The sequence below is a fragment of the Bifidobacterium scardovii JCM 12489 = DSM 13734 genome, assembly GCF_001042635.1.
GTDB classification, from domain to species: Bacteria; Actinomycetota; Actinomycetes; order Actinomycetales; family Bifidobacteriaceae; genus Bifidobacterium; species Bifidobacterium scardovii.
Genome location: NZ_AP012331.1, coordinates 2697821 through 2723526, shown reverse-complemented (window position 1 = coordinate 2723526; position 25706 = coordinate 2697821). Strand labels below are relative to the sequence as shown.

21 protein-coding genes are annotated in these 25706 nt (G+C 63.7%); 17 read left to right on the top strand and 4 right to left on the bottom strand.

Translation table 11 applies throughout. The features are described 5' to 3' along the window. The first annotated feature begins 384 nt into the window (after positions 1-384). Entirely contained in the window at positions 385-2115 is a 1731-nt protein-coding gene (locus BBSC_RS11105) for a DUF4091 domain-containing protein (RefSeq protein ID WP_033517121.1), read from the top strand. Between the two features lie 31 nt (positions 2116-2146). Beyond that, positions 2147-3109, top strand: a complete 963-nt coding sequence (locus BBSC_RS11100; protein WP_033517119.1) for an acyltransferase domain-containing protein — start codon at positions 2147-2149, stop codon at positions 3107-3109. 359 nt (positions 3110-3468) lie between these two features. On the opposite strand, the gene BBSC_RS14395 is transcribed toward BBSC_RS11100, so the two are convergent. Both BBSC_RS14395 and BBSC_RS11095 read right to left on the bottom strand, forming a co-directional pair. Then, positions 3469-3603: a hypothetical protein gene (locus BBSC_RS14395; protein WP_269429185.1), complete on the bottom strand. Its 135-nt coding sequence runs from the start codon at positions 3601-3603 to the stop codon at positions 3469-3471. Further along, on the bottom strand, positions 3600-5045 hold the full coding sequence (locus BBSC_RS11095; RefSeq protein ID WP_081892946.1) for an MFS transporter: 1446 nt from the start codon (positions 5043-5045) through the stop codon (positions 3600-3602). Before BBSC_RS11095 ends, BBSC_RS14395 begins: the two co-directional genes overlap by 4 nt. A gap of 267 nt (positions 5046-5312) precedes the next feature. On the opposite strand from BBSC_RS11095, the gene BBSC_RS11090 reads away from it, so the two are divergent. The 10 genes from BBSC_RS11090 to BBSC_RS11055 all read left to right on the top strand — a co-directional run bounded on the left by BBSC_RS11090 (position 5313) and on the right by BBSC_RS11055 (position 16124). Next, positions 5313-6860, top strand: coding sequence for a glycoside hydrolase family 30 protein (locus BBSC_RS11090; RefSeq protein ID WP_033517115.1), 1548 nt, complete (start codon positions 5313-5315; stop codon positions 6858-6860). 55 nt (positions 6861-6915) lie between these two features. Further along, positions 6916-7611, top strand: a complete 696-nt coding sequence (locus BBSC_RS14390) for an ABC transporter substrate-binding protein (protein ID WP_051923200.1) — start codon at positions 6916-6918, stop codon at positions 7609-7611. A 2-nt stretch (positions 7612-7613) separates the two neighbouring features. Further along, a complete protein-coding gene (locus BBSC_RS14385; RefSeq protein ID WP_051923201.1) occupies positions 7614-8228 on the top strand; it encodes an extracellular solute-binding protein in 615 nt (204 codons plus the stop codon). 123 nt (positions 8229-8351) lie between these two features. Further along, on the top strand, positions 8352-8534 hold the full coding sequence (locus BBSC_RS14085) for a hypothetical protein (protein WP_197074431.1): 183 nt from the start codon (positions 8352-8354) through the stop codon (positions 8532-8534). A gap of 106 nt (positions 8535-8640) precedes the next feature. Continuing rightward, a complete protein-coding gene (locus BBSC_RS11080) occupies positions 8641-9282 on the top strand; it encodes a carbohydrate ABC transporter permease (protein WP_197074432.1) in 642 nt (213 codons plus the stop codon). Between the two features lies 1 nt (position 9283). Further along, on the top strand, positions 9284-10189 hold the full coding sequence (locus BBSC_RS11075; protein ID WP_081892947.1) for a carbohydrate ABC transporter permease: 906 nt from the start codon (positions 9284-9286) through the stop codon (positions 10187-10189). 516 nt (positions 10190-10705) lie between these two features. Next, positions 10706-11521, top strand: coding sequence for a hypothetical protein (locus BBSC_RS11070; RefSeq protein ID WP_033517113.1), 816 nt, complete (start codon positions 10706-10708; stop codon positions 11519-11521). Positions 11522-11621: 100 nt separating this feature from the next. Beyond that, positions 11622-14462: a hypothetical protein gene (locus BBSC_RS11065; RefSeq protein WP_051923202.1), complete on the top strand. Its 2841-nt coding sequence runs from the start codon at positions 11622-11624 to the stop codon at positions 14460-14462. A gap of 565 nt (positions 14463-15027) precedes the next feature. Further along, positions 15028-15759: a hypothetical protein gene (locus BBSC_RS11060; RefSeq protein WP_033517111.1), complete on the top strand. Its 732-nt coding sequence runs from the start codon at positions 15028-15030 to the stop codon at positions 15757-15759. A 41-nt stretch (positions 15760-15800) separates the two neighbouring features. Further along, complete coding sequence (locus BBSC_RS11055; RefSeq protein ID WP_033517109.1) at positions 15801-16124, top strand: hypothetical protein; 324 nt, start codon at positions 15801-15803, stop codon at positions 16122-16124. A 72-nt stretch (positions 16125-16196) separates the two neighbouring features. Here the strand turns inward: BBSC_RS11055 and BBSC_RS11050 are convergent, their stop codons facing one another. Continuing rightward, positions 16197-17486: a LacI family DNA-binding transcriptional regulator gene (locus tag BBSC_RS11050; RefSeq protein ID WP_081892948.1), complete on the bottom strand. Its 1290-nt coding sequence runs from the start codon at positions 17484-17486 to the stop codon at positions 16197-16199. A gap of 352 nt (positions 17487-17838) precedes the next feature. Here BBSC_RS11050 and BBSC_RS11045 point away from each other — a divergent pair, with 352 nt between their 5' ends. The 5 genes from BBSC_RS11045 (at position 17839) to gltX (ending at position 24502) form a co-directional block, all read left to right on the top strand. Then, positions 17839-19437 (top strand): extracellular solute-binding protein, encoded by a 1599-nt coding sequence (locus BBSC_RS11045; RefSeq protein ID WP_046726058.1) that lies wholly within the window; start codon positions 17839-17841, stop codon positions 19435-19437. 195 nt (positions 19438-19632) lie between these two features. Further along, positions 19633-20571 carry an ABC transporter permease gene (locus BBSC_RS11040; protein WP_033517106.1) on the top strand — a complete coding sequence of 313 codons (939 nt, stop codon included), beginning with the start codon at positions 19633-19635 and terminating at the stop codon, positions 20569-20571. Between the two features lie 9 nt (positions 20572-20580). Next, a complete protein-coding gene (locus BBSC_RS11035; RefSeq protein ID WP_033517105.1) occupies positions 20581-21561 on the top strand; it encodes a carbohydrate ABC transporter permease in 981 nt (326 codons plus the stop codon). A gap of 384 nt (positions 21562-21945) precedes the next feature. Next, positions 21946-22854 (top strand): family 43 glycosylhydrolase, encoded by a 909-nt coding sequence (locus tag BBSC_RS11030; RefSeq protein ID WP_033517103.1) that lies wholly within the window; start codon positions 21946-21948, stop codon positions 22852-22854. Between the two features lie 118 nt (positions 22855-22972). Next, on the top strand, positions 22973-24502 hold the full coding sequence (gene gltX, locus BBSC_RS11025) for a glutamate--tRNA ligase (protein ID WP_033519619.1): 1530 nt from the start codon (positions 22973-22975) through the stop codon (positions 24500-24502). A gap of 138 nt (positions 24503-24640) precedes the next feature. Here the strand turns inward: gltX and BBSC_RS11020 are convergent, their stop codons facing one another. Further along, the gene (locus BBSC_RS11020) at positions 24641-25705 is read right to left on the bottom strand and encodes an ATP-binding protein (RefSeq protein WP_081892950.1); all 1065 of its coding nucleotides are present in this window, start codon (positions 25703-25705) and stop codon (positions 24641-24643) included. Position 25706: the final 1 nt, after the last annotated feature.

Sequence of the window (25706 nt, the reverse complement as noted above, 5' to 3'; positions counted from 1 at the left end):
GCCAGACATCGCCAATACATTATCGGCGCGGGATTGGCGCGGTCCAACGGAGCCAAGACTTAGGCACATTGTTCATTTCTTAGGCACGTTCTCGGAAAGACCGTCGATCGGCAGGCCTTGAAATGCCGGGTTTCTCAGGGATGGTCTCGGAGGGGACATGCCTAAGAAATGAGCAATATGCCTAAGAAGAATGCGGCGCCTCGGCGCGTTGGCGTGCCGATTACGCCTGCTCGTTCTACTATAGGTAAAGGTTGTTTACAAAATAGTGGCGGTACCGAGACGATGGCGTTGAGGTCAGAGTCGGCGCCGTAGCGGCTCCGCCGCGGAGAAGGGTGACGCGGCGCGGCGTGGAAGACGCCATCGCGTCGGGAAAGGATCGTTTGCATGGTGACGTATCGCATGATTCCCATCAGTTCCCTGGACAAGATACTGCCGGATGGCGGTGAGCCGGGGATGAACCGCATTGACGGTCCGGTGACGGGATTGGCGGGGGAGACCGTGTCGTTCCAGCTGGCCTTCCGCCTTGAGGGCGCTGCGGAGGAGCTGCGCGGGTGTGGCGCCAACGAGCACGTCGCTCGCATCGCGGTGCGGAGCGGGCTGCCGGGCGTTCCGGCCGAATCCGTGCATATCCGCGCCGTACGCGATGTGCCGGTCGAATTCGCCGCCTATCCGAACGCCGATGACGGCGCTTATCTGTCCGACCGGCCCGGACTGTACCCCGACCTGCTGCAGGACGCCGGCGGATATGTCGCGTTCCTGCCCGCCCGGTGGCAATCGCTGTGGGTCGATATCGACCTTCCCGAGGAGGACGATCCCGCGACGTGGAACGGCGAGCTAGAATTCGCCGCCGAGGACCGCGACGGGCGCCGCGTGGCATCGGTCGGCGTTTCTGTCCGCCGTATCGGCGCGCGCCTGCCGGAGCTGGAACTGGAACACACCGAATGGCTGTACGCCGACTGTCTGGCGCAGTGGTACGGGGTGCCGGTGTGGAGCGAGGAGCATTGGCGCATCGTCGAGCGGTTCGTGCGGCTTACGGCCAAGCGCGGGGTCACCATGATCTACACGCCGCTGTTCACGCCGCCGCTCGACACTGTGGTCGGCGGGGAACGCCCGACCACGCAGCTGGTCGGCGTACGGCGGACGAATGGCGCGTGGTCGTTCGACTTTGCCCTGCTGGAGCGTTGGGTGGCGATGTGCCAGGCCGCGGGCATCAGCCGGTTCGAGATGAGCCACCTGTTCACGCAGTGGGGCGCGGAGCGCTGCCCGAAGATCGTCGCCACGGTGGACGGCGTCGAGCGCAAGGTGTTCGGCTGGTCCACCGCCGCAGCCGATCCCGCAAGCGAATACCCCGAATTCCTGGCCGCGTTCCTGCCGGAGCTGGATCGCGAACTCCATCGTCTCGGCATCGCCGGGAGCACCGTGTTCCATGTCTCCGACGAGCCCACGGCGGACAACCTCGACTCGTATCTGGCCGCCAAGGCCGTGGTGTCGCCGTATCTTGGCGACTACCGGATCATGGATGCGCTGAGCCATATCGAGTTTTACGACAGCGGCGCGTGCGAGCATCCGATTCCCGCCGACGACGCGATCGAGCCGTTCGTCGCCGCACATGTGCCGGGATTGTGGACCTACTATTGCTGCGCGCAGACCACCGATGTGCCGAATCGGTTCATGGCGATGCCTTCGTACCGCAACCGCGTGCTCGGGTTCCTGCTGTACGCCTATGATCTCGCCGGTTTCCTGCACTGGGGCTTCAATTTCTACAACACGCAGTTCTCGCTGCGCCCGATCAATCCGTACGTCGAACCGGGCACGCCGGAGGGGTTCCCGGCCGGCGACGCGTTCCTGGTCTACCCGGGGCCGGGCGGCGAGCCGGAGGAGTCGATCCGCATGATGGTGATGGAGGAGGCGCTCAACGACCTGCGTGCCTGCCGGCTGCTCGAATCGCTGGTCGGTCGGGAACGCGTGCTGGCGCTGCTGAACGAGGGCCTCGACGAGCCGTTGGCCTTCGCGCGTTACCCGCACAGCGCCGCATGGCTGCTGGGCCGGCGCGCCGCCGTCGATGCGGCGATCGAGCGGCATGCCGGCTCTTCTCGAGCCTCTTCGCGGCATTGAGCATATGAGCATAACAGACAAAGGAGTTGCCATGGCAGCGACCATTACCGATCCGCGGTGGGCGCCGGTGCGCTCGTTGTGCGAGGAGATCCGTATGCCGCAGCGTGCCGTCGACGCGCTGGCCGGCGTGTACGCCGAGCCGCGATCCAGCGGTCTCGCGGAACTGCGGCGCTATGTGGAGCCGCTATCCTGCGGCGACTACGCGCAGTCCCAGGCCGCGTCGAAGGAGCTGCTGGCCCGCACCGGCATCCCCAACGTGTTCGTGACCGCGCCGGATACCGCCGTGACCGTGCTCGCCGTGTATCTGGAGGCGGCGCTGCGCACGTGGGAGACGGTTTACGTGCCGAGAGGCATCGGCCGGGACGTGTTCGCGGCGACGATGGCGAATATGTCCCTGTTCATGGGCGAACGCATCGCCGCTTACGGCGACGTGCTGTTCGACCGCAGCTGGTGGTGCGGCCAGTACACCAGCGGGCGCCAGTACCGCATCGGCATGCTCAACTTCGAGATGGCGGTGTCGGACGGCACCTGGGGCGACGGGGCGCCGGAGACTCCCTCCGGCGGCGACGGCGGCGAGGGCAACGAGGCCGCCTGCCCGTTCCCGGCGGGAACGTGCCTGCTGCACATCCACATCCCCTCGGACGCGGATCTGGACCCCGAGCGCACCCATGCCAGCTACCGCATGGCCCGCGAATTCTTCGCCCGGTACTACCCGCAATGGGCCGCGGCTCCGATGGTCACCGAAACGTGGTTGCTCTCGCCGGCCGTGCACGCGATGCTGCGGCCGGGGTCGCGTATCCTCGCCTTCGCCGGCGATTTCGAGGTGCTGCATGTCAACGCCGCTTCGGATGAGGGGAGTTTCTTCGTCTTCGGCCGCAGCGACCTGCCGGTCGATCGGTTGCCGCGGCGTACCAGCCTGCAGCGGTCCGCGGCGAAGCTGATCGAGTCCGGTGGCCATATCGGCGTCGCCTTCGGCCGGCTGAGGGCCGCCTGATGTGGGGCCTGGCGCTGATGCAGTGGCGGTGAGCCCGAGCTGGTGTTCTGCGTCATAAGTTCATGTACTATGCTGGCTCCCCTCTTTGAGGGGAGCTGGCCGCGTAGCGGCCTGAGGGGAGGATTCCGAGAGCGCCTCAATCAAGCCGATTCGTATGCGCTCCCCCTCAGTCGGCTACGCCGACAGCTCCCCTCATGGAGGGGAGCCATCATTAAATCAATGAATTAATGATGCAGAATACCAATCCTGCGTCATTAATTCGCCGGTGCCGGCGTGGCCGGAATGCCTCCCTATAACGCGATTGGCCCGCTCCCCGTAACAACGGGAAGCGGGCCAATCGCGTTATGCGGATCGCACTACTAGCGGCGCTTGAGGTAGTTGACCGCAAGGGTGGCTACCGTGACCAGCGCGGCGAGCAGCAGCAGGGACAACCCGTGCTGCAGGCCGGCCGGCAGGGCCGCAGCGCTAGCGGCGGCGAGCAGGGTGCTCATCACATCTCACCCTTGGCGCGGCGCTCTTCGAGGATCGCGGCGTTCTTCTTGGAGATCTCGCCGGACAGCGGGTAGAAGCACAGCAGGATCAGGGCGATCAGGCCGTTGCCGATGGCCGGGGCCAGGGTGGCGACGCCGTAGATGTTGTTCAGGGTCTCGACGGACTGGCGCACGGCCTCGCCGGAGGTGGCGGTCACGTAGCCGGTCGCGGCGAGCACCACGGCGGGCAGCAGGCCGGAGAGGGCCTGGCCGATCTTGCGGGCGAACATGTAGCCGGTGTACACGGTGCCGTCCTCACGGGTGTGGGTCTTGACCTGGATGTCATCGATGATATCGGTGATGAAGCTCCAGACCATCAGGCCGAACACGCCGTTGCCGAAGATGGCGACGATGGACATGACCACGAACACGTACGGGTTGGTGATGTGCATGAAGAACATGACCACGTACACCACGCAGGTGAAGATCAGCAGCACGCCGCAGACGAGCTTCTTGCCGTACTTGTCGCAGATGGCGGGAACGAACGGGGCCACGATCAGGACCGGCACGTTCTGCACGGCCAGGATGGCCAGGGCGCCGGTGTTCTCGAAGTAGTCCTTGTACAGGTAGGAGTTCACGGCGCCGGCGAACATCTGGGCGAAGATGAGCAGCAGGGCGGCGAGCATCAGGGCCACCATGGCGCGGTTGGAGAACATGTACTTGAGGGACTTGAGCAGCGGGACGCGATCGGCCTTCTCCTTCTTATCCACGCGGATGCGCTCGACGGTGCCCTTGAGGGTGATCTGGTAGCAGACCCACAGCAGGATGGCGAAGATGATGGCGACCCAGATCAGGACCGGGCCGTTGAGGATCTTCTTGTCGGCGCCGGTGGAGTCCTTGACGGTGGTGTACATCACGAGCGGCAGGATGAAGGTCACGATGATGCCGCCGGCGGTGGAACCGAAGCCACGGCCCGCAGCCATCTCGTCACGGTGCTTGACGACCGGGGTGGAGACGGAGGCGAAGGAGCCGTACGGGGCGGAGGTCGCGGAGTAGCAGGCCACGCCGAGGATGTAGATCACGGCCATGTAAATGACGCGGGCTGCCATGGGCCAGCTGGAGACGAACGGCAGGAAGGTCAGGATGATGACGGCCATCAGCGGGTAGCGCAGGGTGCGCACGAACCAGTGGTAGCGGCCGTCCTCGCGCAACGGGGCGTTGTCGGCCCAGACGCCGGTGCCGAAATCGGTGAACGCGGAGATGAGCTTGCCGACGAAGATGATCCAGCCGGCCCACAGCGGGTTGATGCCCAGGGCATCGGTCATGTAGATCAGCGCGTAGTTGGTGACCAGCTGGAAATAGAAGCCGTTGCCAATGTCACCCATGGCGTAGGCCATAGGCTCGGTCTTCTTGAATGGGGGTTTCTCCTCAATGGTGGTTGAGGCATCAGCAGTTGCAACCGACATGATGTTCCTTTCTTGACTATCTCTTGTATCGCAAGGTGCTTTCGCACACCCAGCGGCCTCGGTGCCTTACCGAACGTCCTTGGTCGTTGAGCTTTGACAATGATCAATATATCACAAATAATCACGCAATGATTAAAAATGATAAAAAAAGATAGAAAAAGATTGAAGACGGCGTTTTGTATGTATAATGGAATCACCTGAAACAGTAGGGCGTAGCATGGCCGGATCGGCCATAAACCGCGCCAAACACACGAAGGAGTGGTCTGAATGGCCGAATTCATCAATCAGTACGCTCATGAGTACTGGACGCGCACCAGCGGCGATCTTGCGGAGCGTCGCGCCCCGATCGCCACCCCGGTGATCGAAAGTGATCACGGAGACGCCGTGGATGTGATCATCGATCCGACACGCCGCTACCAGCGTTGGGAGGGCGTCGGCGCCGCGATCACCGATTCCTCCGCGTCCCTGTTCATGAGCTCGATGAGCCCCGAGCAGCGCCACGCCATCCTGTCCGAGATGTTCGACCCCGAGCAGGGCGGCTTCTCCTCCGTGCGCATCTCCATCGGCGCCTGCGACTTCTCCAGCCAGAAGTACTACTCCTACGACGACCTGCCCGAGGGCGTGGCCGCCGACGCCAGCCTGAGCTACTTCTCCATCGGCGAGGGCGAGCCCGGCGCCCCCGACGCCACCAAGGACCTCAAGAACGTGGTCCCGGTGCTGCAGGAGATCCTGAAGATCAACCCGGCCGTCAAGGTCATGGCCTCCCCGTGGTCCGCCCCGGCCTGGATGAAGACCTCCGGCGTGCTCTCCGGCGCCGGCCGCCTGCGCCTCGGCGAGTATGTCGGCAACGGTTACCGTTACCAGGACACCATCGATTACGTGTATGCGCAGTACTTCGTCAAGTTCATCGCCGCCTACGCCAAGTACGGCATCCGCATCAACTCGGTGACCATGCAGAACGAGCCGAGCAACGGCTGCCCGTGGCCCATCACCGTGTGGACCCCCGAGGAGCTCGCCAAGTGGGGCAGCGAATACCTGCGCCCGGCTCTCGACCGCACCTTCCCCGACGTCGAGATCTACTTCGGCGACGACTCCCTGCGCTTCTTCCAGCGCCCGGTGAGCGACTACATGACCCCGGCCCAGGCCAACGCCTTCGCCGGCGTCGCCTTCCACACCTACTCCGGCCTGCCCGAGTGGGTGCACAACGGCGCCCGCCAGTTCCCGGGCTGGAAGGTCGCGATGACCGAACGCCGCTGCATGCTCGACGAGACCGTCGACGAGGCCAGCCACGTCATGTTCGGCGAGATCGGCACCTGGCTGGTGCGCAACGGCATGGGCCTGATCAACCTGTGGAACATGGCGCTCGACGAGCAGGGCTTCCCGAGCTACGCCGGCACCTCCGGCCGCCGCGGCGTGATCACCATCGACTCCTCCACCGGCAAGGTCAAGCGCAACCTCGAGTACTTCATGCTGCGCAACTACGGTCAGGACGTCAAGGTCGGCTCGCAGCGCGTGGCCTCCACCAACCGCACGCCCGACGGCCGCCACGGCGGTCTCGGCTCGGTGGCCTTCGTGGCCGACAACGGCGATCTGTCCGGCATCCTGTACAACCCGACCGGCAAGGACATCGAGGCCGCCGTCGAGATCAACGGCGAGGGCGCCCGCTGGCAGAAGGTCACGGTTCCGGCCTACGGCACCGTGAGCTTCCACAAGTCCAACCACGCGATCAACGAGACCCAGGCCCCGGCCGACGACGAGTTCAAGATCACCTACACCCCGCACCCCGCCGACGATCACGACGAGACGCTGTTCTGATCCCGTCCGATCCCGGCTGCCGCGGCACCGTGGCAGCCGATCCGCGGCGGCGGCCATGACGGCGTCGCTCGCCGGCTGCGGCTCCGGTCGGACCAACGCGGACGGCAGCAATCCCGATGGCACGGTCACCATCAGCATGGCCGGCTGGACGCTCGCCACCCGCCCGGAATTCCCGGCGTTGGCCGACGCGTTCGAACAGACCCATCCGAAGGTGCGCATCGACGTCAAGGAATACAGCGCCGACGACTACGACAAGCAGCTCATCGCCGATCTGTCGGCCGGCAAGGCCCCGGACGTGTCCCCGATGAAGAACCTCAAGATGTACTACACGTACGCGTCGCCGGGCGTACTCGCCGATCTGAGCGACGAGGCCGCGGCGTATGCGGATGACGGGAACATCGCCAGCCTCAAGGACTACGCGATCGACGGCAAGACGTACGCGATGCCGTACCGCCTCGACGCCACGCTGCTGTACTACAACAAGACGATGCTCGGCGAGGCCGGCGTCGCCGTCCCCGACGGCACCTGGACGTGGGATGACTACCTGTCCGTCTGCCGCGAGCTCAAGAGCAAGCTGCCGGCCGCCGGGTACAAGGACGCCTACCCGACGTACCACCACACCTCGTTCCAGGCGATCCCGCAGGCCATCGCGCTCGCCCAGCAGAGCAAGGGCGACGGCGTCGAGGGTCAGAACGACCTGTTCTTCTCCGGCGACTACGGCTACCTCAAGCCGATGTACCGGCTGTCCTGACCATGCAGGACGAGGAGCTGACACTCTCGTACAACACGGTGTCCTCGTCGAAGACCACGTACCAGTCGCAGTTCGGCACGCAGAAGGCCGCCCTGCTGCCGATGGGGTCGTGGTACATGGGCCCGCTGGCCGACCAGCAGGCCAGCGGCGACGCCGACGACTTCGAGTGGGGCGTGGCCGCGCTGCCGCAGCTGGATTCCTCGACCGTGAAGCATCCCGTGACCTATGGCGACCCGACCGGATTCGCCGTGGCCGCCAACTCGCCCAGCGCCAGGATGAAGGCCGCCAAGGAGTTCGTCGCATGGGCCGCCGGCCCCGAAGGCGCCAAGGTCACCGCGAAAACCGGGTCGGTCCCCGCCTACACGTCGGACGAGGCGCTTGGCGTGTTCTTCGACAAGCAGGGGCTGCCGCAGGACGAGCAGTCGCGCACGGTGCTCCGCCGATCGGTGATCAAGCAGGAGAATCCGGTCGGCGAGGAGACCCAGGTGATCCAGGACGAGCTGTCCATGGCGCAATCGTCCATCCTGTCCGAAACCAAATCGACCGACGACGCGCTGGCCAAGGCCTCGCACGCCACCGTCAACACCGGGCTGCTGCCCGGCCAGCAGGGGAAGTGAGGGAGCCATGGGACTGAGCAACAGTTCATGCTCCCGCTGGCGGGGGCCGTCGGCGAAGCCGGCTGAGGGCGGCCGGCATCCGCGCCGGCAAGCGACAATCGGCACAATCGGAAAGGAGCAGCGATGAGCGAGCCAACGCACGTCTCCGCGCCGGCGCAGGCGCGGGACAACTCGGGCCACGTCAACAGGCTGCGCAACCGCAACATCCGCAACGGGCTGCTGTTCATCGCGCCGAACTTCATCGGGTTCTTCTTCCTGGTGCTCATCCCGGTGGTCACGCTGTTCTACACGTCGTTCACCAAGTGAAGCGCGCTGAGCGACCCGCAGTTCAACGGCCTGTGGAACTGCGGGTCGCCCGTTCACCGACGAAAACTTCCTCAACGCGCTGATCAACACGCTGTACTACGCGGTCGTGCACATCCCGTTCACGCTGGCCATCGCGTACGGGCTCGCCGTGCTGCTCAACTCGAAGATCAAGGGTCGCGCGTTCTTCCGCACCATCGCGTTCTTCCCATACGTCACCGCGATCGTGGCCGTGGCGCAGGTGTGGAGCATGATGTTCGACCCCAAGGCCGGCGTGATCAGCCAGTTTCTTGGGCTGTTCACCGACAACGTGCCCGGATGGCTGTCCGACACGCACTGGGCGATGCCGGCCGTGATCATCGTCGGCATGTGGCGCGAGGTCGGCTACTTTATGATCCTGCTGCTCGCCGGCCTGCAGACGATCCCGGCCGAACTGTACGAGGCGGCGAAGGTCGACGGCGCGAACGCGTGGGAGCGCTTCTGGCACATCACCGTGCCGTGCATGCGCCCGACGCTGTTCTTCGTCACCGTCACGCTGACGATCACTTCGCTCAAGATCCTCGACCTGACGCTGGTCATGACCAACGGCGGGCCGGGCACCTCGACGCTCGTGCTCGCGCAGTATGTGTACCGCGTGGCGTTCGAGCGCGCCGACTTCGGCTACGCCTCGACCGTGTCGCTGGCCCTGTTCTTCATCTGCCTGGCCGTGACGCTCGTGCAGTTCTGGTACAACAACGCGAAGGAGAAGTGAGATGGGTGCCGTGAGTCTTTCCCGCGATCCTTCCCGTGGCACTGGCGGCGGTCTGAACGGCGCGCCGGTGGTCCGCCGCAACTCGCCGCTGCGCATCGTCGGCATGATCCTCGGTTACGCGGTGATGGTCGTCGTCAGCGTGTTCGTGGTGATGCCGTTCATCTGGATGGTGCTCTCCTCGCTGAAGAACAACAATGAGATCTACATGGTGCCGGTCAAGTGGCTGCCCGACACCTGGCATTTCGAGCACTACGCGCAGATCTGGCAGAAGGCCGACATGCTCGGCTGGCTCGGCAACACCGTGTTCTTCGCCGTGGTGGTGACCTTCCTGCAGGTGTTCACCGGATCGTTCGCCGCCTACGGCTTCTCGAAGATCAACTTCCCCGGCCGCAACACGCTGTTCCTGATCTACGTGGCGACGATGGCCGTGTCGTGGCAGGCGTACATGATCCCGCAGTTCAAGATGCTCTCGATCGTCGGGCTCAACGACACGCGCTGGTCGATCATCCTGCTGCAGGCGTTCGGCGCGTTCGGCGTGTTCATGATGAAGCAGTTCTACGACACGATCCCCGACGAGCTGTCGGAGGCCGCGCGGCTGGACGGCCTGAGCGAGTTCGGCATCTATCTGCGCGTGATCCTGCCGCTGTCCGGATCGTCGGTCGCCGCGCTCGCGATCATCACCTTCACCAACACCTGGAACGACTACATGGGCCTGCTGCTCTACCTGCGCTCGCCCGACCTGTACACGATCCAGCTGGGCCTGAAGACCTTCATCTCCCAGTACGACGCCGACTACTCGATGATCATGACCGGTTCGGTCCTGTCCGTGCTGCCGATCCTGGTCGTCTTCCTCATCGGCCAAAAGCAGTTCATAGAAGGCATCGCCACCAGCGGAATGAAGGGCTGAGCCTATGGGAAGCCCAGTGGCCTCCCATAGGCTCAGCCTGAGTGAGGCGATAGCCGAGCGAAGGTCGGGTTGAGTCTCGCCGAAGGCGAGTCCGTAATTGCAGGGGCCGAAGGCGAGCCGTAATGGGAAGCTCGAAGGTTACCGTAAATTCCATGGACCACCCCAGTCGGCTACGCCGCCAGCCCCCGCCAGCGGGGGCATATGATTATTGACTGTCAGTATTTCGTGATTGGGAACTGTGGCTCCCCTCTCTGAGGGGAGCTGCCCGCGAAGCGAGCTGAGGGGAGCAGGAGCAAGCATGTTAGTCCTTTTTCCCAACAGGCTTCCTGACTTTATATGCGACGTTTGTAGGGTGCATGCTCCCGCTAGATGGACAGTCCACCGAACTGTCCATAGCAGCGCACGGAGTGCGCGTCATATCTGATGCCCCCGCTGGTGGGGGCTCCCGCGAAGCGGGTGGGGGTGGTCCATCGCGTAGTGTGGATTCCGCATGGCCGTCAGGGAAAGGAGCGTGGCATGAGCGCCAAAACCAAGTTGCCGCATATTTCGCCCGATACCTTCCTCACCGTGGCGAATGTGGTGTATCTGCTGCTCGCCATGTCGGCGCTGACCCTGCTCGGCTGCCTGCCGATGCTGCTGGCGATCGTATTCGCGGCCGATCCGAGCGCCTACCCGCTGTACCTGGCGGCTGCGGCGTTGAGCGCCCCCGGCATCGCCGCGTCCTTCGCCGTGTTCCGCGATCATCCGGTGTTCATGACCACGCCGCGCCGGGAGGCACTGGCCGTTCTGGCGGAATCGGGCACGGCTCTGCCGGATTGGATCGCCGCCCCGTACGTGCCCTCCGATACGTCGGTAGCGGTGTTCCGGCCATGGTTCCGCGCCTACCGGCGGGTCGGCCTCCGTGCGTTGATGATCGGCGTGACCTTCGCCGTCATCGGATTCCTCGCGCTGTACAACGCGCAACTGCTCATGCAGGTGGCGTGGGGGCAGCTGCTGGTGCCGGCGCTGCTGGTGATCGCGGTGATCACCGTCGAAGCCTCGCTGGTGGTGCTGCATCTGACCGTCGAATTCCCCAAGGCCAAGTGGCTGTCGCTGGTTCGCAACGGCTATCTGCTCGGCGTGCGCCGGTTCGTGATGCTGGCGGTCAACGCCGCATGCCTTGCCGTGTATGCATGGGGGCTGACGGCCAGTCCGATCATGGTGGCGATTCTGGTCACCGGGGTCGTCTCCTTTGTGGTATGGGCCGGCGTGCGGTGGCAGTCGCAGCCGTTGATGGCGGCGATGGCCCGGGAATCCGGCGACAGCCGGCTGATGGCGCTCTACGATCGCTGACGGCGCATCCCATGGCGCCCCGTCGCGCGTGTGATCATTTATCATCGTATATGATTAAACTTGAATGAAGTTGTTTATAAAATCGTTGAAAGAGAGTGTCATGGGTGATATTCAGCGTCCGGGCGAACCCCGCGTCGACGCCAAGCCCGTCGAAGTCACGGTCGACGCCGCGGATGTCGCGGCCGCGGCCAGGAACCGCAACGGCCTGACCTACAAGGGCTTCGGCCTGCTGTCCGGCAATGCCACGTCCTCGCTGCTCATGGACTACAAAGCCGAGCACCCCGACGTGTACTGGCAGCTGGTCGAGACGCTGTTCGGCGGCGAGCATCCGCTGCTGAACACCGTCAAGGTCGAAATGGGCAACGACCGCAACAATTCCACCGGCCCGAACGTGGCCACCATGCGCGACCGCGACGAGTACCCGTCGGTCACGCGCGAACCCGGTTTCCAGCTGGCCGCCGACGCCCGCCGTTACCAGCCCGGCGTGCGGGTGAGCATCCTGCGCTGGATGGCCCCGACCTGGGTGCACAACAACGACGACGTCTACCGCTGGTACAAGAACACGATCCTCGCGGCCTACCGCGAATACGGCTTCATGGTCGACTCGGTCAACCCCGACGTCAACGAGCGCACCGCCGATCTCGAATGGGTCTCCGATTTCGCCGATCGCGTGCGCCACGACACCGAAGGATTCCTCGGCAACGGTCCCGACGATCCGAACGCCGGCTTCCGCAGCGACGCCGAGCGCGACCTGTTCCACCGGATCAAGGTCATCACCTCCGACGAGGAGGTGACCGGCACCTTCGGCGGCGACGTGATCGCCGACCCGCGCTATCTCGACGCCATGGACGTGGCCAGCTACCACTACTCCGTCGAGGACGACAAGGATGGCAACTTCACCCGTCTGTCCGACGAATTCGACAAGGAGATTTGGAACTCCGAGGCACAGGCCGTGTTCTCGAACTCCGCCGACCGGCCCAACAACACCATGGACAACGGGCTTGGCGAACGCACCGGCACCGGCATCGGCGGCAGCGGCAGCCCTCTTGAAATGGCGAACACCCTGATCAAGGGATTCGTCGAATCGCGCCGCACGCACGCGATCTACCAGCCGGCCATCGGGTCGTGCTACGAGAATATGGAGTATGCGTCCAAGGAGCTGATCTCGGCGCGGGACCCGTGGGGCGGCTGGATCTACTACGATGCCGGATGCGCGGCGCTCGAGCACTTCACGCGCTTCGCCCGGCTCGGCTGGGCTCCGGCCGCCGGAGCCGAGGCTCCGGATCGCATCTGGCGTGCCATCCCGCAGTCGAGCGGCTGCGAGGTCGGCGGCAACAACCCGGTGTCCGGCGCCCGGCACGGCGAACCGTCGTACCTGACGCTCGCCGCGCCTGACGGCACCGACTTCAGCATGGTCATCGTCAACGACAGCGCGTACGAGAAGACCTATCTGGTCAACGTCGGCACGGATCTGCTGGCGTTCGGCAAGCCGCTGCAGATCTGGCAGACCAAGGCCGCTGGCGCTGGCGAGGCCTACGATGCGAACTGGCGCAAGCCGGTGTCGATCGCGCCGCCGCACTACCACAACACCGAGGACGCGGCCGACGCGGAGAGCTCGCAGGACTTCGACGGGGCGCAGCGTACGGACCATGCGCAGTACACGATCGTGGTGGAACCGTGGACCATGGTCACCGCCACCACGCTCGACACTGTGGACATCGCCGCCGACGGCAGCTATCTGCCCAAGCCCGAGTATGCGCATACGCTGCCGCACACCGCGGAGGACAGCCGCGCGGTGCTCGGCGCGGACGCCGAGGATTCGTCGGTGTTGTACGCCGATGATTTCCGGTACGCGGATGCGGCCGCAGTGCCGGTGTACCGCTTCGACGCTCTGGACCAGGTGGACTATCTCACCTCGCGCGGCGGCGAGGCCGGCGCGACCCCGCGCTACACCACCGATACGAACGGCGCCTTCGAGGTGGTTCCGGACGCCGAGCGCGGCCATGCGCTGCGCCAGCAGATCGACTGGAACCATGCGGGCAACGCATGGATCGAGGGCGACCCGCGCACCGCGATCGGTGACATGCGCTGGACCAACTACCGCGTGTCCGTCGACGCGCTGTTCGAGGAGTATCCGGGGCGTGCGCCGTACGTGCTGCTTGGCGCGCGCGAGATGGGCGGCAACAAGTTCACCACGGATATCTGCGGCGTCGACTTCAAGATCCGCGCCGACGGCGTGTGGCTGCTGCGCAACTTCGGCAACGAGGTGCGCCGCGGGCATCTCGAGGATCTGAAGAAGCGCGCCGCCGAGGCCGGGGCCAAGCCGTTCGTGCCGGGATCCGGCGCGTGGAACACGATCACGCTCGAAGTCGCCGGAGACACCGCCACGGTGTATGTCAACGGCGCGAAGATCACCGGCTGGTCGCAGCCGGGGCTGCAGTCGGCGGGCCGCGTGAACCTCGGCACGAGCTTCGATCACGTGCGCTTCTCGAATCTGCGCGTCGGGCGCGTGGCCGGCTTCGCGCCGTACTACACGCAGCTGATCGACGACATGCATATGACGTCGTGGGACGACGGCTCGCCCGTGCTGAAGTACAGCGGTCCGTGGACGCACGACAACGGCCAGGGCATGTTCACCTACATGCGCACGATCTCCCGCGCCTCGACGATGGGCGCCAGCCTGACCTACGCGTTCACCGGCACCGGCGTCGATCTGTTCGGCCCTTCCGACGGGAAGGCGAAGCTCGACGTGTACGTGGACGGCAAGCTGGCCAAGGCCGCGGCGCCGGTCGCGCCCACCTCGGGCTCGCTGCGCTGCCAGTTCCAGCTGCACGATTTGCCCTTCGGCGCGCATACGGTGACGTTCCGCACGGCGAACGGCGCCGATTTCGCGCTCGATGCGCTGGGCGTGCTGGGCGTGCTGGGCGCGATCGCGGCATAGCGCGTTGTGTGGCGCTGCGTATAGCCTCTAGGGATGTTGCCCCGCTGAGCTGCTGCTTGGCGGGGCGACTTGTCTATAAGGAGACGGTTTTGCTTCGGCGAAGGGGATTGCGCGGGGCGTTGTTTCTAGCCTCTAGGTGTGTCGCCTCGCTGGGCTGCCGCTTGGTGGGGCATTGCTTATAGAGGGTAGTGGCGTTGCTTTGCTGAGATGAGCTGACGGGATGTTGCTTCTAGCCTCTAGGCGTGCCGCCCCGCTGGGGATCCTCTGAGCGGGGCGCCTCTTCTATAGGATGGTGGTGTCGCTTCGCTATAGGATATTGCGCGGGGTGTTGCGTTTAGCCTCTGTGAGTGTTGCCTCGCGGAGGATCCTCCAGGCGGAGCATCGCTTCTGAAAGGTAATGGAATTGCTTCGCGAGAACATGCCGGCGCAGCATTGCACCTCAAGGGTTGTGATGACGCCCCGGCTGGGGGAGTGCCGGTACCCTTGGGTGGTACCATGGCCGCAAAGGCATTGAAGGTCCGCTAGCCATTTCAACTGTCCAAAGGTGCATAGGGGTGAGTGTGCCATGGGTGATATCGAGGAACTGCGCAGGGAAAACCGTAGGAGGATCGTCCCATCGTCCCATGATGTGCCGCGCCCGCGCTATGAGTCGTTCATGACGGACACGTTGCGTCATGCGTTGACGGCAGACGGCTGGAACCAATCCGACAGTGCGGTCTACCGTAAAACCTTCGTATCCTCGTGGCTGGGCGCTCGCGAATATTCCCTTACCGTCGCCCCGTTCGACACCATTCTCGGCGGCATTGAAGTGAGCATGTTCGCCATGGTCGGTCGGATGAGCGCGGGTGAGACCGCCGACGCCTTCGGCGGGATGGGATTGCTGGACATGTGGTCCACCGATGTGCTCGGTGAATATGGCGTGGTGCGTAGCAGCTTCGGCGGCGAGCATCCGAACGTTCTGGGGCAGCAGTTGGCCGACGATCTTGCGTTGTGGATGGCGATTCGCAGCGGGTCGGATGATCCGGCGTCCATGCCGGGGCCCCTGCATATGCTGCGGCCAAGAGTCGCCTGCCGCATGGATGCGCGTCCGCCATCTCGTATGAGGTCACGGGGTGGTGCGGATGCGAATGGAGTGATAATGAATGGAGCGAGCACGGGGATTTTTGGGACGTCGACCGTTCGTTGTTCGACGATCTTTGGCAGAGTGGCGATTGGGTCCGCAGCCCCGGTGACTACCGTAATTTTGCGGACCGGCTGTGCGACAGTGTGCCGTGGGGCGCATCGGCATTGGAGCTGATGCGTGACTGCAGGAATCGGTGCAAGCCTCACTGGAGACTCATGCTGTACCGCAGCGATAAGAGGAATAACAGCAAGCTCATTGATCGTTGGATGCGATTTGTCGCGGATAACAGCCCGTCTTCCGGACGCCGTGAAGGGGCCGAGGCCATTATGATGGAGACCCTTACGGCGTGGACGCTGGTGATGTGTGCTCCCGAGAGGCTGCCGCAAGCGAGGGAGCGTCTGAACGATGCGCTGAATATGATGTCCCGCGCCGACGGCCGGCTTTCCGATACGATGCCTTGGGATGTGCTTGGCAAGCTGCTGTGGCTCAGCGATTACCCGGGGTTCCGCAGGATGGTCCGCACGCAATCGCGCGGATGAGTACGTTCCATGGTCTGAGCCATATGCGATTCGTACGGCCTTGCCGGGTCGGTGCCCGGAAAGCGCATGCGGCTATGCGGATTCCCCGATGACCAGATGGCATTCGGCCACTTCCCGCCGCGGGGCGCGCTCGAGCGAGGGATCGTTGATGCGCTCGATCAGCATGGCCACGGCCTTGCGCGCCATGTCGTCGTAATCGACGGCCACGGTCGACAGCCTGGGCACCATATAGTCGGGATCCTGGATGCCGTCGTTGCCGAACACCGCCTTATCGTCGGGCACACGGATGCCGGCGTCGCGCAGCCCGCGGATCAGGCCGTAGGCGATCAGGTCGTTCATGCAGTAGAAGGCGTCGTAGCGGTCGACGAGCCGTTCCCTGAGGGGCGGCGTGGTACCGGCCTCCACGGTCCGGCCCGTATCGCCGACGGGTTGGGGGCCGCCGGTAGGGATGCCGGTATCGCCGGCGCCTTCGGTTCCATGCCGGTCCGCCGACTCGGCGGCCGGCGTGCACAGCACGCGCGCGGCGTCCAATCCTCCGTCGACGCTCCAGCTGCAGTACACGAAATCGCCGGGGGACCCGAGCCCCGTGGATTCCAAGGCCTGCATGACGTAGTGCGTATGGGTCTTCTGCGCTTGCAGATCGGGCTCGAAGCGGTCGATCCGCTGTCCGCCGATGATGGCGACGCGGCGGTACCCTCGGCCCCTCAAATAGCCGAATGCCGTGGTCGCCGAGCTGGCGATCGGTGAGGCGACGTTGTCGAACAGCGGCGGATCGGCGTGGTAGTTGAGCAGCACGGTCGGATGGTTGCCGATCATGGTGTGCAGATGGTCGGCGTCCACGTTGCTCATGTTGAGGATTAGCCCGTCGCACGGCATCGAGTTGATGCGGTGCAGCGCGCTTTCCTCGCTCATGCTGGTGTAACCGGTCTGTTGGATGATGGTACGCAGCCCGTGGCGCGACGCCTCGGCGTCGATGGCGTAGGCCAGCCGCGCATAGTAGGGCTGGAGGATGCGGGGGATCATCACGGCGATGGCGCCGGTCCGCCCCTTCTTGAGATACCGCGCCGGCAGGTTGGTGGAATACCCGAGCTCGCGCGCCGCCTGAAGGATCAGCTCTTTGGTGGTCGTCTTGACGATCGATTCGCCGCGCAGCGCCGCCCCCGCGGTGCTGAGTGACACACCCGCCCGGTTCGCCACGTCCTTGAGCGTCACCATGCCCTGTCCCGCCTTGTCTGTCGTCGTCGCCGGCGACGGGGCCGCTGGGGTGAACGGCGATGCGTTCGCCGGCGCATCGTTGGATGGTACCTGTGACGATACTGTAGTGCCCGGTTCGGAACGGTGGGGGAAGTTCACGGTGTTCATGTTCGCATCATATCAGAAATCGCAACATTGCGATACGGGATATTGTTCGATGAACATGCTATGCGCTACGTAGCCAGTGTGAGCGATAACACCCATGAAATGCCGGAATTGAGCGGATTATAAGACACGCCGAAGGGGGTTTGTTTGAGTTGACATCGGTCTTGCTTTCGTTTTAGAATCGCAGCGTTGCGAATTCAAAAGAGAGAATTCGGAAGAAATACGCAAGGTTTCTCCTCGGCGGTCGTTCCCCGGAGTGATCCGCCGTCAACGCCAACTTGCCGCAACGCCGTCGCGGTCGACCGGCCCGCGGCAACACAAGACCTGCGCCCCGCAGGCACATGAGGAAGGAACAATGATGGCACGCAAGAACATCATGAGGAAGACGCTGGCGGCAGCGGGATGCGTGGCAATGCTCGCCTCGATCGCCGCCTGCGGCAAGTCGGAGCCGACCACGACCGCGGACGGCAAGCCGATCCTGTCGATCATGGTGGTGAAGAACACCAATCAGGACAAGATCGAGAACATGCAGTGGGCCAAGGACCTCGAGGAGGAGGCCGGCGTCAAGATCAACTGGCAGGAAGTCAGCGACGATGCCTGGGGCCAGCAGAAGAACCCGTCGGCCAGCGCCGGCGAGATCGCCGACATCTCCATCCGAGCGTTCAGCGCCGGCGATGCCGTGCAGTTCCCCGGTCTGCTCGAGGATCTGAGCAAGCACATGGACGCCCTGCCCAACGTCGAGGAGTTCTTCAAGCAGGAGCCGGACGCCAAGAAGCTCGTCGAGGACCCGCAGGAAAAGACCTTCTACGTGCTGCCGTCCAGCCGCGGCAAGTCGTACGCCGGCTCCGGCCAGAACATGATGATCAACAAGACGTGGCTCGACAAGCTCGGCCTGGACATCCCCACCACCTGGGACGAGTTCAAGACCGTGCTCGAGGCCTTCAAGACCCAGGATCCGAACGGCAACGGCAAGGCCGACGAGATCCCGATGAACCTCAACGCGCTCAACACCTACGGCTTCGGCTGGTACAGCCCGATGCTGCTGCTCAACTCCACCGGCATCGTCACCGGCTTCAACAAGGGCCCGAGCATGCAGGGCATCTACGTCAAGGGCGGCAAGGTGGCCAACTACCTGATCAGCGACGAATACAAGTCGGTGATCAAGTTCTACCATGAGCTCATCAGCGATGGCCTGATCCCCAAGGACTGGTCCACCAAGGCCTCGGACGCCTACTACGCCGACCAGACCAGCGACGGCAAGACCGCGAAGACCGGCGTGATCTTCGGCTGGTCGCTCTCCGACTTCGGCGACCTGCAGGACCAGTACGTGGCCATGCCGGTGCCCGCCGCGCCGGGCGTCCCCGCCGACAAGGTGGTCTGGGACGGCTCCTCCAACCAGTACGAGGACAGCAAGCTCGCCATCTCCGCCAGCTGCAAGAACATGGATGCGGCGCTCAAGGTGGCCAACCTGCTGTACGGCGAGAAGTACTCGATCCAGCAGTTCCTCGGCTCGTTCGGCGACATCCTGACCAAGACCGGCGACCACACCTACACCGTCGACTCCGACGGGTACCGCACCAAGCTGAGCGACAACCTGTTCCCCGGCCTGTCCGACCGCTTCGCCGGATGGATCCCCGATGACGTGACCATCACCGGCGACTACAACGCCGATGACATCCTCGAGGTGAACAAGGCCTTCGACGAGCAGCGCAGCCACTACGACCACGTCAAGGACTACATGCCCGACTACGTGCGCGCCGACGCCACCGACTCGACCACCATCTCGAACAACAACGCGCAGCTGATGGACGCCGCGGTGCAGCAGGCCGCGACGTGGATGACCGAAGGCGGCATCGACGAGGGCTGGGACACCTACGTCTCCTCGCTCAAGAGCCTCGGGCTCGACGAGAACGTCCAACTGTGGCAGAAGTGGTACGACATCTACACCAAGTAGTGCCGTGCCCCGCGACCACTGCCCGGTGAGCGGGATCGGGGCCGCAGCTTGTGCCGATATCTGTGGCGGGCGCGCATGAATTCTCTCCCAGGCCGTCCGCCACGCCACCGCGATATCCGCCGGAACAACACAACCCAACCACCTCCGGCGGATATCGCATTCGACTCGTTCGATTCGATTGGAAAGCGAAACATCATGTCTACCACCGATGCAATTCCCGTGCAGGACCGCCATATGGCGCTTCCCGCCCGCATCGCGGACCATCTGCGCCGATACTGGCAGCTCTGGGTGATGGTCCTTCCGGCGCTCATTTTCGTGGCGCTGTTCGCCTATGTGCCCATGTACGGCCTGCGGCTGGCCTTCTTCGACTATGACCCGCGCCAGGGCCTGACCGGCGGCAACTTCGTCGGGCTCAAGTACTTCAGCAAGTTCTTCACCTCGCCGATGTTCGGCACCATCGTCGGCAACACGCTGCGCATCAGCCTGTGGACGCTGGTGATGGGCTTCATCGCACCGATCATCTTGGCGCTGCTGATCAACCAGATCGGCAGCACCAAGATCAAGGGATTCGTGCAGACCATCACGTACATGCCGCACTTCATCTCCACGGTGGTCATCGTCTCGATGATCAACATCTTCCTGGCCCCGAACACCGGCATGATCGGCCGGTTCTTCACCGATACGAACCTGCTCGCGCAGGCGAACCTGTTCACGCCGATCTACTGGATCACCGAAGTCTGGCAGCATGTCGGCTGGAACTGCATCATCTACCTCGCGGCGCTCTCCTCGGTGGACACCGCGCTGTACGAGGCCGCCAAGATCGACGGCGCCGGGCGCCTCTCGCTCATCCGCTACGTCGATCTGCCGACCATCATGCCGACCGTCGGCATCATGCTGATCCTTAACATGGGCAACGTGCTCAACGTGGGCTTCGAGAAGATCTTGCTGATGCAGAACTCGATGAATCTGTCCGCGTCCCAGGTGATATCGACCTACACGTACAACATCGGTATTCTGGGCAACCAGTTCAGTTACGCGACGGCCATAGGCCTGTTCAACACCGTGATCAACTTCCTCTTCCTGGTGGCGGCCAACTTCATCTCGAAGAAGGCCTCCGACACGAGCATCTTCTAGGAGGCAATCATGTCAAGTGCAACACTGACTCCGGGCGCCGCGCCCGCGTTCTCCCCGGCCCCGAAACGGGCCTCCGACGACATCCCGTTCAATCCGAAGGTGCGCCAGCACAAGAGCCCCGGCGACTGGGTGGTCGACATCGTGATCGTTGCGATCCTCGTGCTCGTGGTCGTCGCGGTCATCTACCCGCTGTGGTTCGTGGTCATCGCGTCCGTCTCCGACCAGACGCTCGTCTCCAACGGGCAGGTCACGGTCGTGCCGCGCGGGTTCAGCCTCGGCGGCTATGCCAAGGTGTTCGCCGACACGCGCATCTGGGCCGGCTACCGCAACACGATCCTGTACTCGCTGGTCGGCACGCTGGTCAACATGGTCGTCACGATCCCGGTGGCGTTCGGCCTGTCCCGCCGCGAGTTCAAGGCCCGCCGCGTGATCCTGTTCCTGTTCACCTTCACGATGTTCTTCTCCGGCGGCCTGATCCCGCAGTACCTGCTGTACAAGCAGCTCGGCCTGCTCGATTCGATGCTGGTGTTCATCCTGCCGGGCGCGGTGAGCGTCTACAACGTGATCGTCGCACGCTCGTTCTTCGAGACGTCGATCCCCGAGGAACTGCATGATGCGGCGCAGATCGACGGTCTGAGCTACTTCGGCTACTTCTTCAGGATCGTGCTGCCGCTGAGCTCGGCGATCATCGCCGTGATCGCGCTGTACTACTTCGTGGGCCACTGGAACGACTTCTTCACCGGACTCGTGTTCATCCGCGACGGCGACAAGCAGCCGCTGCAGAACGTGCTGCGCTCGATCCTGCTGGCCAACCAGACCAACATGACCGGCCAGAGCTCGGGCGGCATGAACATGCTCGAACAGCAGCAGTTCGCCAACCAGATCAAGTACGGCGTGATCATCGTTTCCACCCTGCCTCTGCTGGTGATCTACCCCTTCCTGCAGAAGTACTTCAACAAGGGGGTAATGATCGGAGCGGTCAAGGGCTGATCTTCGATCGGCCTTTGAGGAAAGCCCTGTGGGCTTTCCGACCGCTCCGAGCGTAGGGGCTCGCCAATATGGGGCGAGCCCCGGAGCCAATGTTGAGCCTCGCCGTAGGCGAGTCCGTAATTGCAAGCTGGTCCGTTAAGCGGGCAGTCCGGTGGATTGCTCGTAGGCTCAGCCTGAGCGAGACGATAGTCGAGTGAAGGTCGGACTGAGTCCTCGCGTAGCGAGGTCCGCTGTTGCGGAATCCGAAGGCGGTGCCGTAAAGGGCTGATCCCCTATCCCTTCCTGTGCTGTGCGGACGACAGAGAAGTCGTCCGCACAGCCAACCTACATGTCGCTCGGAGTCGTCTCCGGGTGGCTCACCATATGAAGAAAGAAGAAAAAATCATGGCTACATTGCATGGAGCCACGCTGTTCTATGACGACAAGGGAGCCGTCGCGCAGCTGCATGGCATCGGCGTGCAGCGATTCGGTGATCGCTGGTACGCCTATGGTGAGAACAAACGCAACGGCCACCTGTTCCAAGGCGTGGCGTGCTATTCCACCGACGATATGGTGCACTGGCGCGATGAGGGCATCGTGCTGCCGGCGGGGGAGCGCGGCTCCATCACCGGCCCCGATCGCATCATCGAACGGCCGAAGGTGCTGCGCTGCCCCTCGACCGGCACATACGTGATGTACCTGCACGTGGACGGGCGCGGCGACTATGAGTACGCGCACGTCGGCACCGCCGTCTCCGATTCGCCGACCGGACCGTTCGAATTCCTGCAGACCATGCAGTTCCGCGGTTACGAGTCGCGGGACATCGGCGTATTCCAGGACGAGGACGGCACGGGATACCTGCTGAGCGAGGATCGCCCGCACGGCACCCATATCTATCGTCTGTCCGACGACTATCTGAGCATCGTCGAGGATGTGGTCTGCCGCAAGGGCAAGGATTACTGGGCCGGCTACGAGTCGCCGGCGATGGTCAAGCGCGACGGCATCTACTACTGGTTCGGCTCGCAGCTCACCGGCTGGGAGTGCAACGACAACATGGTGTCGACGGCCACCGACCTGCACGGGCCGTGGAGCGAGTGGCGCCCGTTCGCCCCGGTCGGATCGCGCACCTTCGACTCGCAGTGCGACGTGATCGTGCCGTTGGACGACGACCAGTACCATTCGACGCGATTCATGTACATCGGGGATCGCTGGCGTCAGTCCGCGCTGGGCGAGTCGCCGCTGGTCGTACTGCCGATCGTCCTCGACGGCGAGGACGTCGCCCTCGAATGGCATACCGAATGGACGATCGGCTAGTATTCCGCGCCGTTAATTCGTTTGGTAATTCTGGCTCCCCTCAGTCGGCTGCGCCGACAGTCCCCATAGGAGGGGAGCCGCTCCCGGCACGTCCCACTAGCGCGGCACAATGGAGCCTATGACTGAAGCTGAACATGCAAAAGACCACAAGCCTGAACTGCCGAAGAACGTTCGCGTTCGTTTCTGCCCGTCGCCCACCGGCACGCCCCATGTCGGCATGATCCGCACCGCCCTGTTCAACTGGGCCGAAGCGCGCGCCACCGGCGGCACGCTGATCTTCCGCATCGAGGACACCGATGCGGTGCGCGACAGCGAGGAGAGCTACAACCAGATCCTCGAGTCCCTGCGCTGGCTCGGCATCGACTGGGATGAGGGCATCGACGTCGGTGGCCCCCACGGCCCGTACCGCCAGTCCGAGCGCGGCGACATCTACAAGGACGTGGCCGCCAAGCTGCTGGCCGCCGGGTACGCTTACGAATCCTTCTCCACCCCGGAGGAGATCGAGGCCCGCAACGTGGCCGCCGGCCGGCCGAAGGCCTTCGGCTATGACGGGTACGACCGCAACCTCACTGAGGAGCAGAAGGCCGCCTTCCGCGCCGAAGGCCGTAAGCCCGCGCTGCGCCTGCGCATGCCGGACGAGGACATCGCCTTCGACGATCTGATCCGCGGCACCATCGAATTCAAGGCCGGTTCCGTGCCGGACTACGTGATCGTGCGTCCGAACGGCGACCCGCTGTACACGCTGACCAACCCGGTCGACGACGCGATGATGGAAGTCAACGTCGTCCTGCGCGGCGAGGACCTGCTCAGCTCCACCCCGCGCCAGATCGTGCTCTACCGCTACCTGATGGAACTCGGCATCGCCAAGGAGATGCCGCTGTTCGGCCACATGCCGTACGTGATGGGACAGGGCAACAAGAAGCTCTCCAAGCGCGACCCGGAGTCCAACCTGTTCAACCACCGCGACAACGGCTTCATCCGCGAGGGCCTGCTCAACTATCTGGCCCTGCTCGGTTGGTCGATCGCCCCGGACCGCGACGTGTTCTCCATGGACGAGATGATCGCCAAGTTCGATGTGCGCGACGTCAAGGCCAACCCGGCCCGCTTCGACCTCGACAAGGCCATCTCGATCAACGCGGAGCACATCCGCATGCTCGAGCCGCAGGACTTCCTCAACCGCTCCGTGCCGTACCTGCACCGCGACGACGTGGTGTCCGCCGACTCCTGGGATGCGCTGACCGACCGCGAGCGGTCGATCCTGACCGCGTCCGCCGAGCTGGTCCAGCCGCGCGTGCGCCTGCTGGGCGAGGTGGCCGGCATGGTCGGCTCCCTGCTGTCGACCGAAGGCTATATCGAGCCCGACGCCGACGCCCGCAAGCAGCTCAAGGACTCCGCCGGCGACGTGCTCGATGCGGCCATCGCCGCGCTGGAAGGCGTGGATGAGGTCGACTGGAAGACCGACAACCTGCACGAGACGCTGAACAAGGCTCTGGTGGATGACGGCGGCTACAAGCCGCGCCTGGCCTTCGGCCCGGTGCGCGTGGCCATGTCCGGCCGCCGCGTGAGCCCGCCGCTCTTCGAGTCGATGGAGATCGTCGGCAAGGATGTCACCGTCGCCCGTCTGAAGGGCCTGCGCGCGCACCTGTGATGTCGCTTCGACTTCCATAGCGAAGCCGGCTATGTGGGGGCGTCCGTCATATCTGACGGACGCCCCCACATGCATGTCAGGCGTCGTCATCAGGCGCATCGGCCGGTGACGGTGACGCTCTCCGACCGCGGATGCCCGCTACCGCCGTTCCAGCAGATAATCCTCGGCCGTGACGTATCGGCCATTGTTGCCGGAAAAACTTTCCGCGCCCCGATATACAACAGTTCTGCGTTCGATGGGTATGTTCAGTTCCTTGCCGATGGCGGCGAGATGTTTGAAGAAGTCGAGGCGCGGCGTCATTCCGGACTTGATTTCCATGAGTGCTGGAGCGCGCCGCTGGGTGGCGTCCACGAGATCGATTTCTGCTTTTGCGGTGTCCCGGTAGAAGTACAGGTCGACGTCCTTGTCGTTATTGCGATATCGTTTCGCTGTTTCCGCAATGATGAGGTTTTCGAACACGTCGCCGCGTTTGGGATCGTTCAGTAGCTCCTCCATGGAGCGGATGCCCAGAAGATAATTCAGCAGTCCGGTGTCGTAGAAATAGATTTTGGGTGTTTTGATCAGCCTCTTTCGGGTGTTCGTGAAATATGGCGGCAGCCGGAATACCAGAAAACTCTTTTCGAGGATGGACAGCCATTGCTTGGCGGTGTTGAACGAAATGCCGGCGTCCTTCGCCAGCGCGGTGAGATTCAGCAGATTGCCCGCGCTTTCAGCACACAAGCGTATGAAGATGCCGAAATCCGAGACATTGCGCACATCCAGATATTCCGACACGTCGCGTTCTATGTAGGTGGCGGTGTAGTTGCGGAAATATACGTCGTTCGGCGTCGGCACATCGTAGAGATGCGGGTATCCGCCGCGGAACATAAACTCGTCCACGGTAAGGCCCGGGTTCGCCTGAGATGCTTCCGCATAGGAGAAGGGCAACAGTTGGAGCATGCCCACGCGCCCCGCCAGCGATTGACCTATACGTTTTTCCATAAGGAAGTTCTGCGAGCCGGATAGTACGTATTGCCCCATCGTGCCACGCTCGTCCGCTTCGACCTGGATCTGCGAGAACAAGTCAGGGGCGTATTGCGCCTCATCGATGATGAGCTTGCTCTCGTGCGAGCGGATGAATCCCACAGGATCTTCCGTTGCGCTGGCGCGTGTTGCCGCATCTTCGAGATTGACGTATTCGTAATGGGGCAGCAGGGTCTTCACC

Excerpts from the sequence above, each read along its gene's own strand:
- BBSC_RS11105 (WP_033517121.1), top strand. The coding sequence starts at position 385 with ATGGTGACGTATCGCATGATTCCCATCAGTTCCCTGGACAAGATACTG.
- BBSC_RS11100 (WP_033517119.1), top strand. The coding sequence starts at position 2,147 with ATGGCAGCGACCATTACCGATCCGCGGTGGGCGCCGGTGCGCTCGTTG.
- BBSC_RS11095 (WP_081892946.1), bottom strand. The coding sequence starts at position 5,045 with ATGTCGGTTGCAACTGCTGATGCCTCAACCACCATTGAGGAGAAACCC.
- BBSC_RS11090 (WP_033517115.1), top strand. The coding sequence starts at position 5,313 with ATGGCCGAATTCATCAATCAGTACGCTCATGAGTACTGGACGCGCACC.
- BBSC_RS14390 (WP_051923200.1), top strand. The coding sequence starts at position 6,916 with ATGACGGCGTCGCTCGCCGGCTGCGGCTCCGGTCGGACCAACGCGGAC.
- BBSC_RS14385 (WP_051923201.1), top strand. The coding sequence starts at position 7,614 with ATGCAGGACGAGGAGCTGACACTCTCGTACAACACGGTGTCCTCGTCG.
- BBSC_RS14085 (WP_197074431.1), top strand. The coding sequence starts at position 8,352 with ATGAGCGAGCCAACGCACGTCTCCGCGCCGGCGCAGGCGCGGGACAAC.
- BBSC_RS11075 (WP_081892947.1), top strand. The coding sequence starts at position 9,284 with ATGGGTGCCGTGAGTCTTTCCCGCGATCCTTCCCGTGGCACTGGCGGC.
- BBSC_RS11070 (WP_033517113.1), top strand. The coding sequence starts at position 10,706 with ATGAGCGCCAAAACCAAGTTGCCGCATATTTCGCCCGATACCTTCCTC.
- BBSC_RS11065 (WP_051923202.1), top strand. The coding sequence starts at position 11,622 with ATGGGTGATATTCAGCGTCCGGGCGAACCCCGCGTCGACGCCAAGCCC.
- BBSC_RS11060 (WP_033517111.1), top strand. The coding sequence starts at position 15,028 with ATGGGTGATATCGAGGAACTGCGCAGGGAAAACCGTAGGAGGATCGTC.
- BBSC_RS11055 (WP_033517109.1), top strand. The coding sequence starts at position 15,801 with ATGCTGTACCGCAGCGATAAGAGGAATAACAGCAAGCTCATTGATCGT.
- BBSC_RS11050 (WP_081892948.1), bottom strand. The coding sequence starts at position 17,486 with ATGAACACCGTGAACTTCCCCCACCGTTCCGAACCGGGCACTACAGTA.
- BBSC_RS11045 (WP_046726058.1), top strand. The coding sequence starts at position 17,839 with ATGATGGCACGCAAGAACATCATGAGGAAGACGCTGGCGGCAGCGGGA.
- BBSC_RS11040 (WP_033517106.1), top strand. The coding sequence starts at position 19,633 with ATGTCTACCACCGATGCAATTCCCGTGCAGGACCGCCATATGGCGCTT.
- BBSC_RS11035 (WP_033517105.1), top strand. The coding sequence starts at position 20,581 with ATGTCAAGTGCAACACTGACTCCGGGCGCCGCGCCCGCGTTCTCCCCG.
- BBSC_RS11030 (WP_033517103.1), top strand. The coding sequence starts at position 21,946 with ATGGCTACATTGCATGGAGCCACGCTGTTCTATGACGACAAGGGAGCC.
- gltX (WP_033519619.1), top strand. The coding sequence starts at position 22,973 with ATGACTGAAGCTGAACATGCAAAAGACCACAAGCCTGAACTGCCGAAG.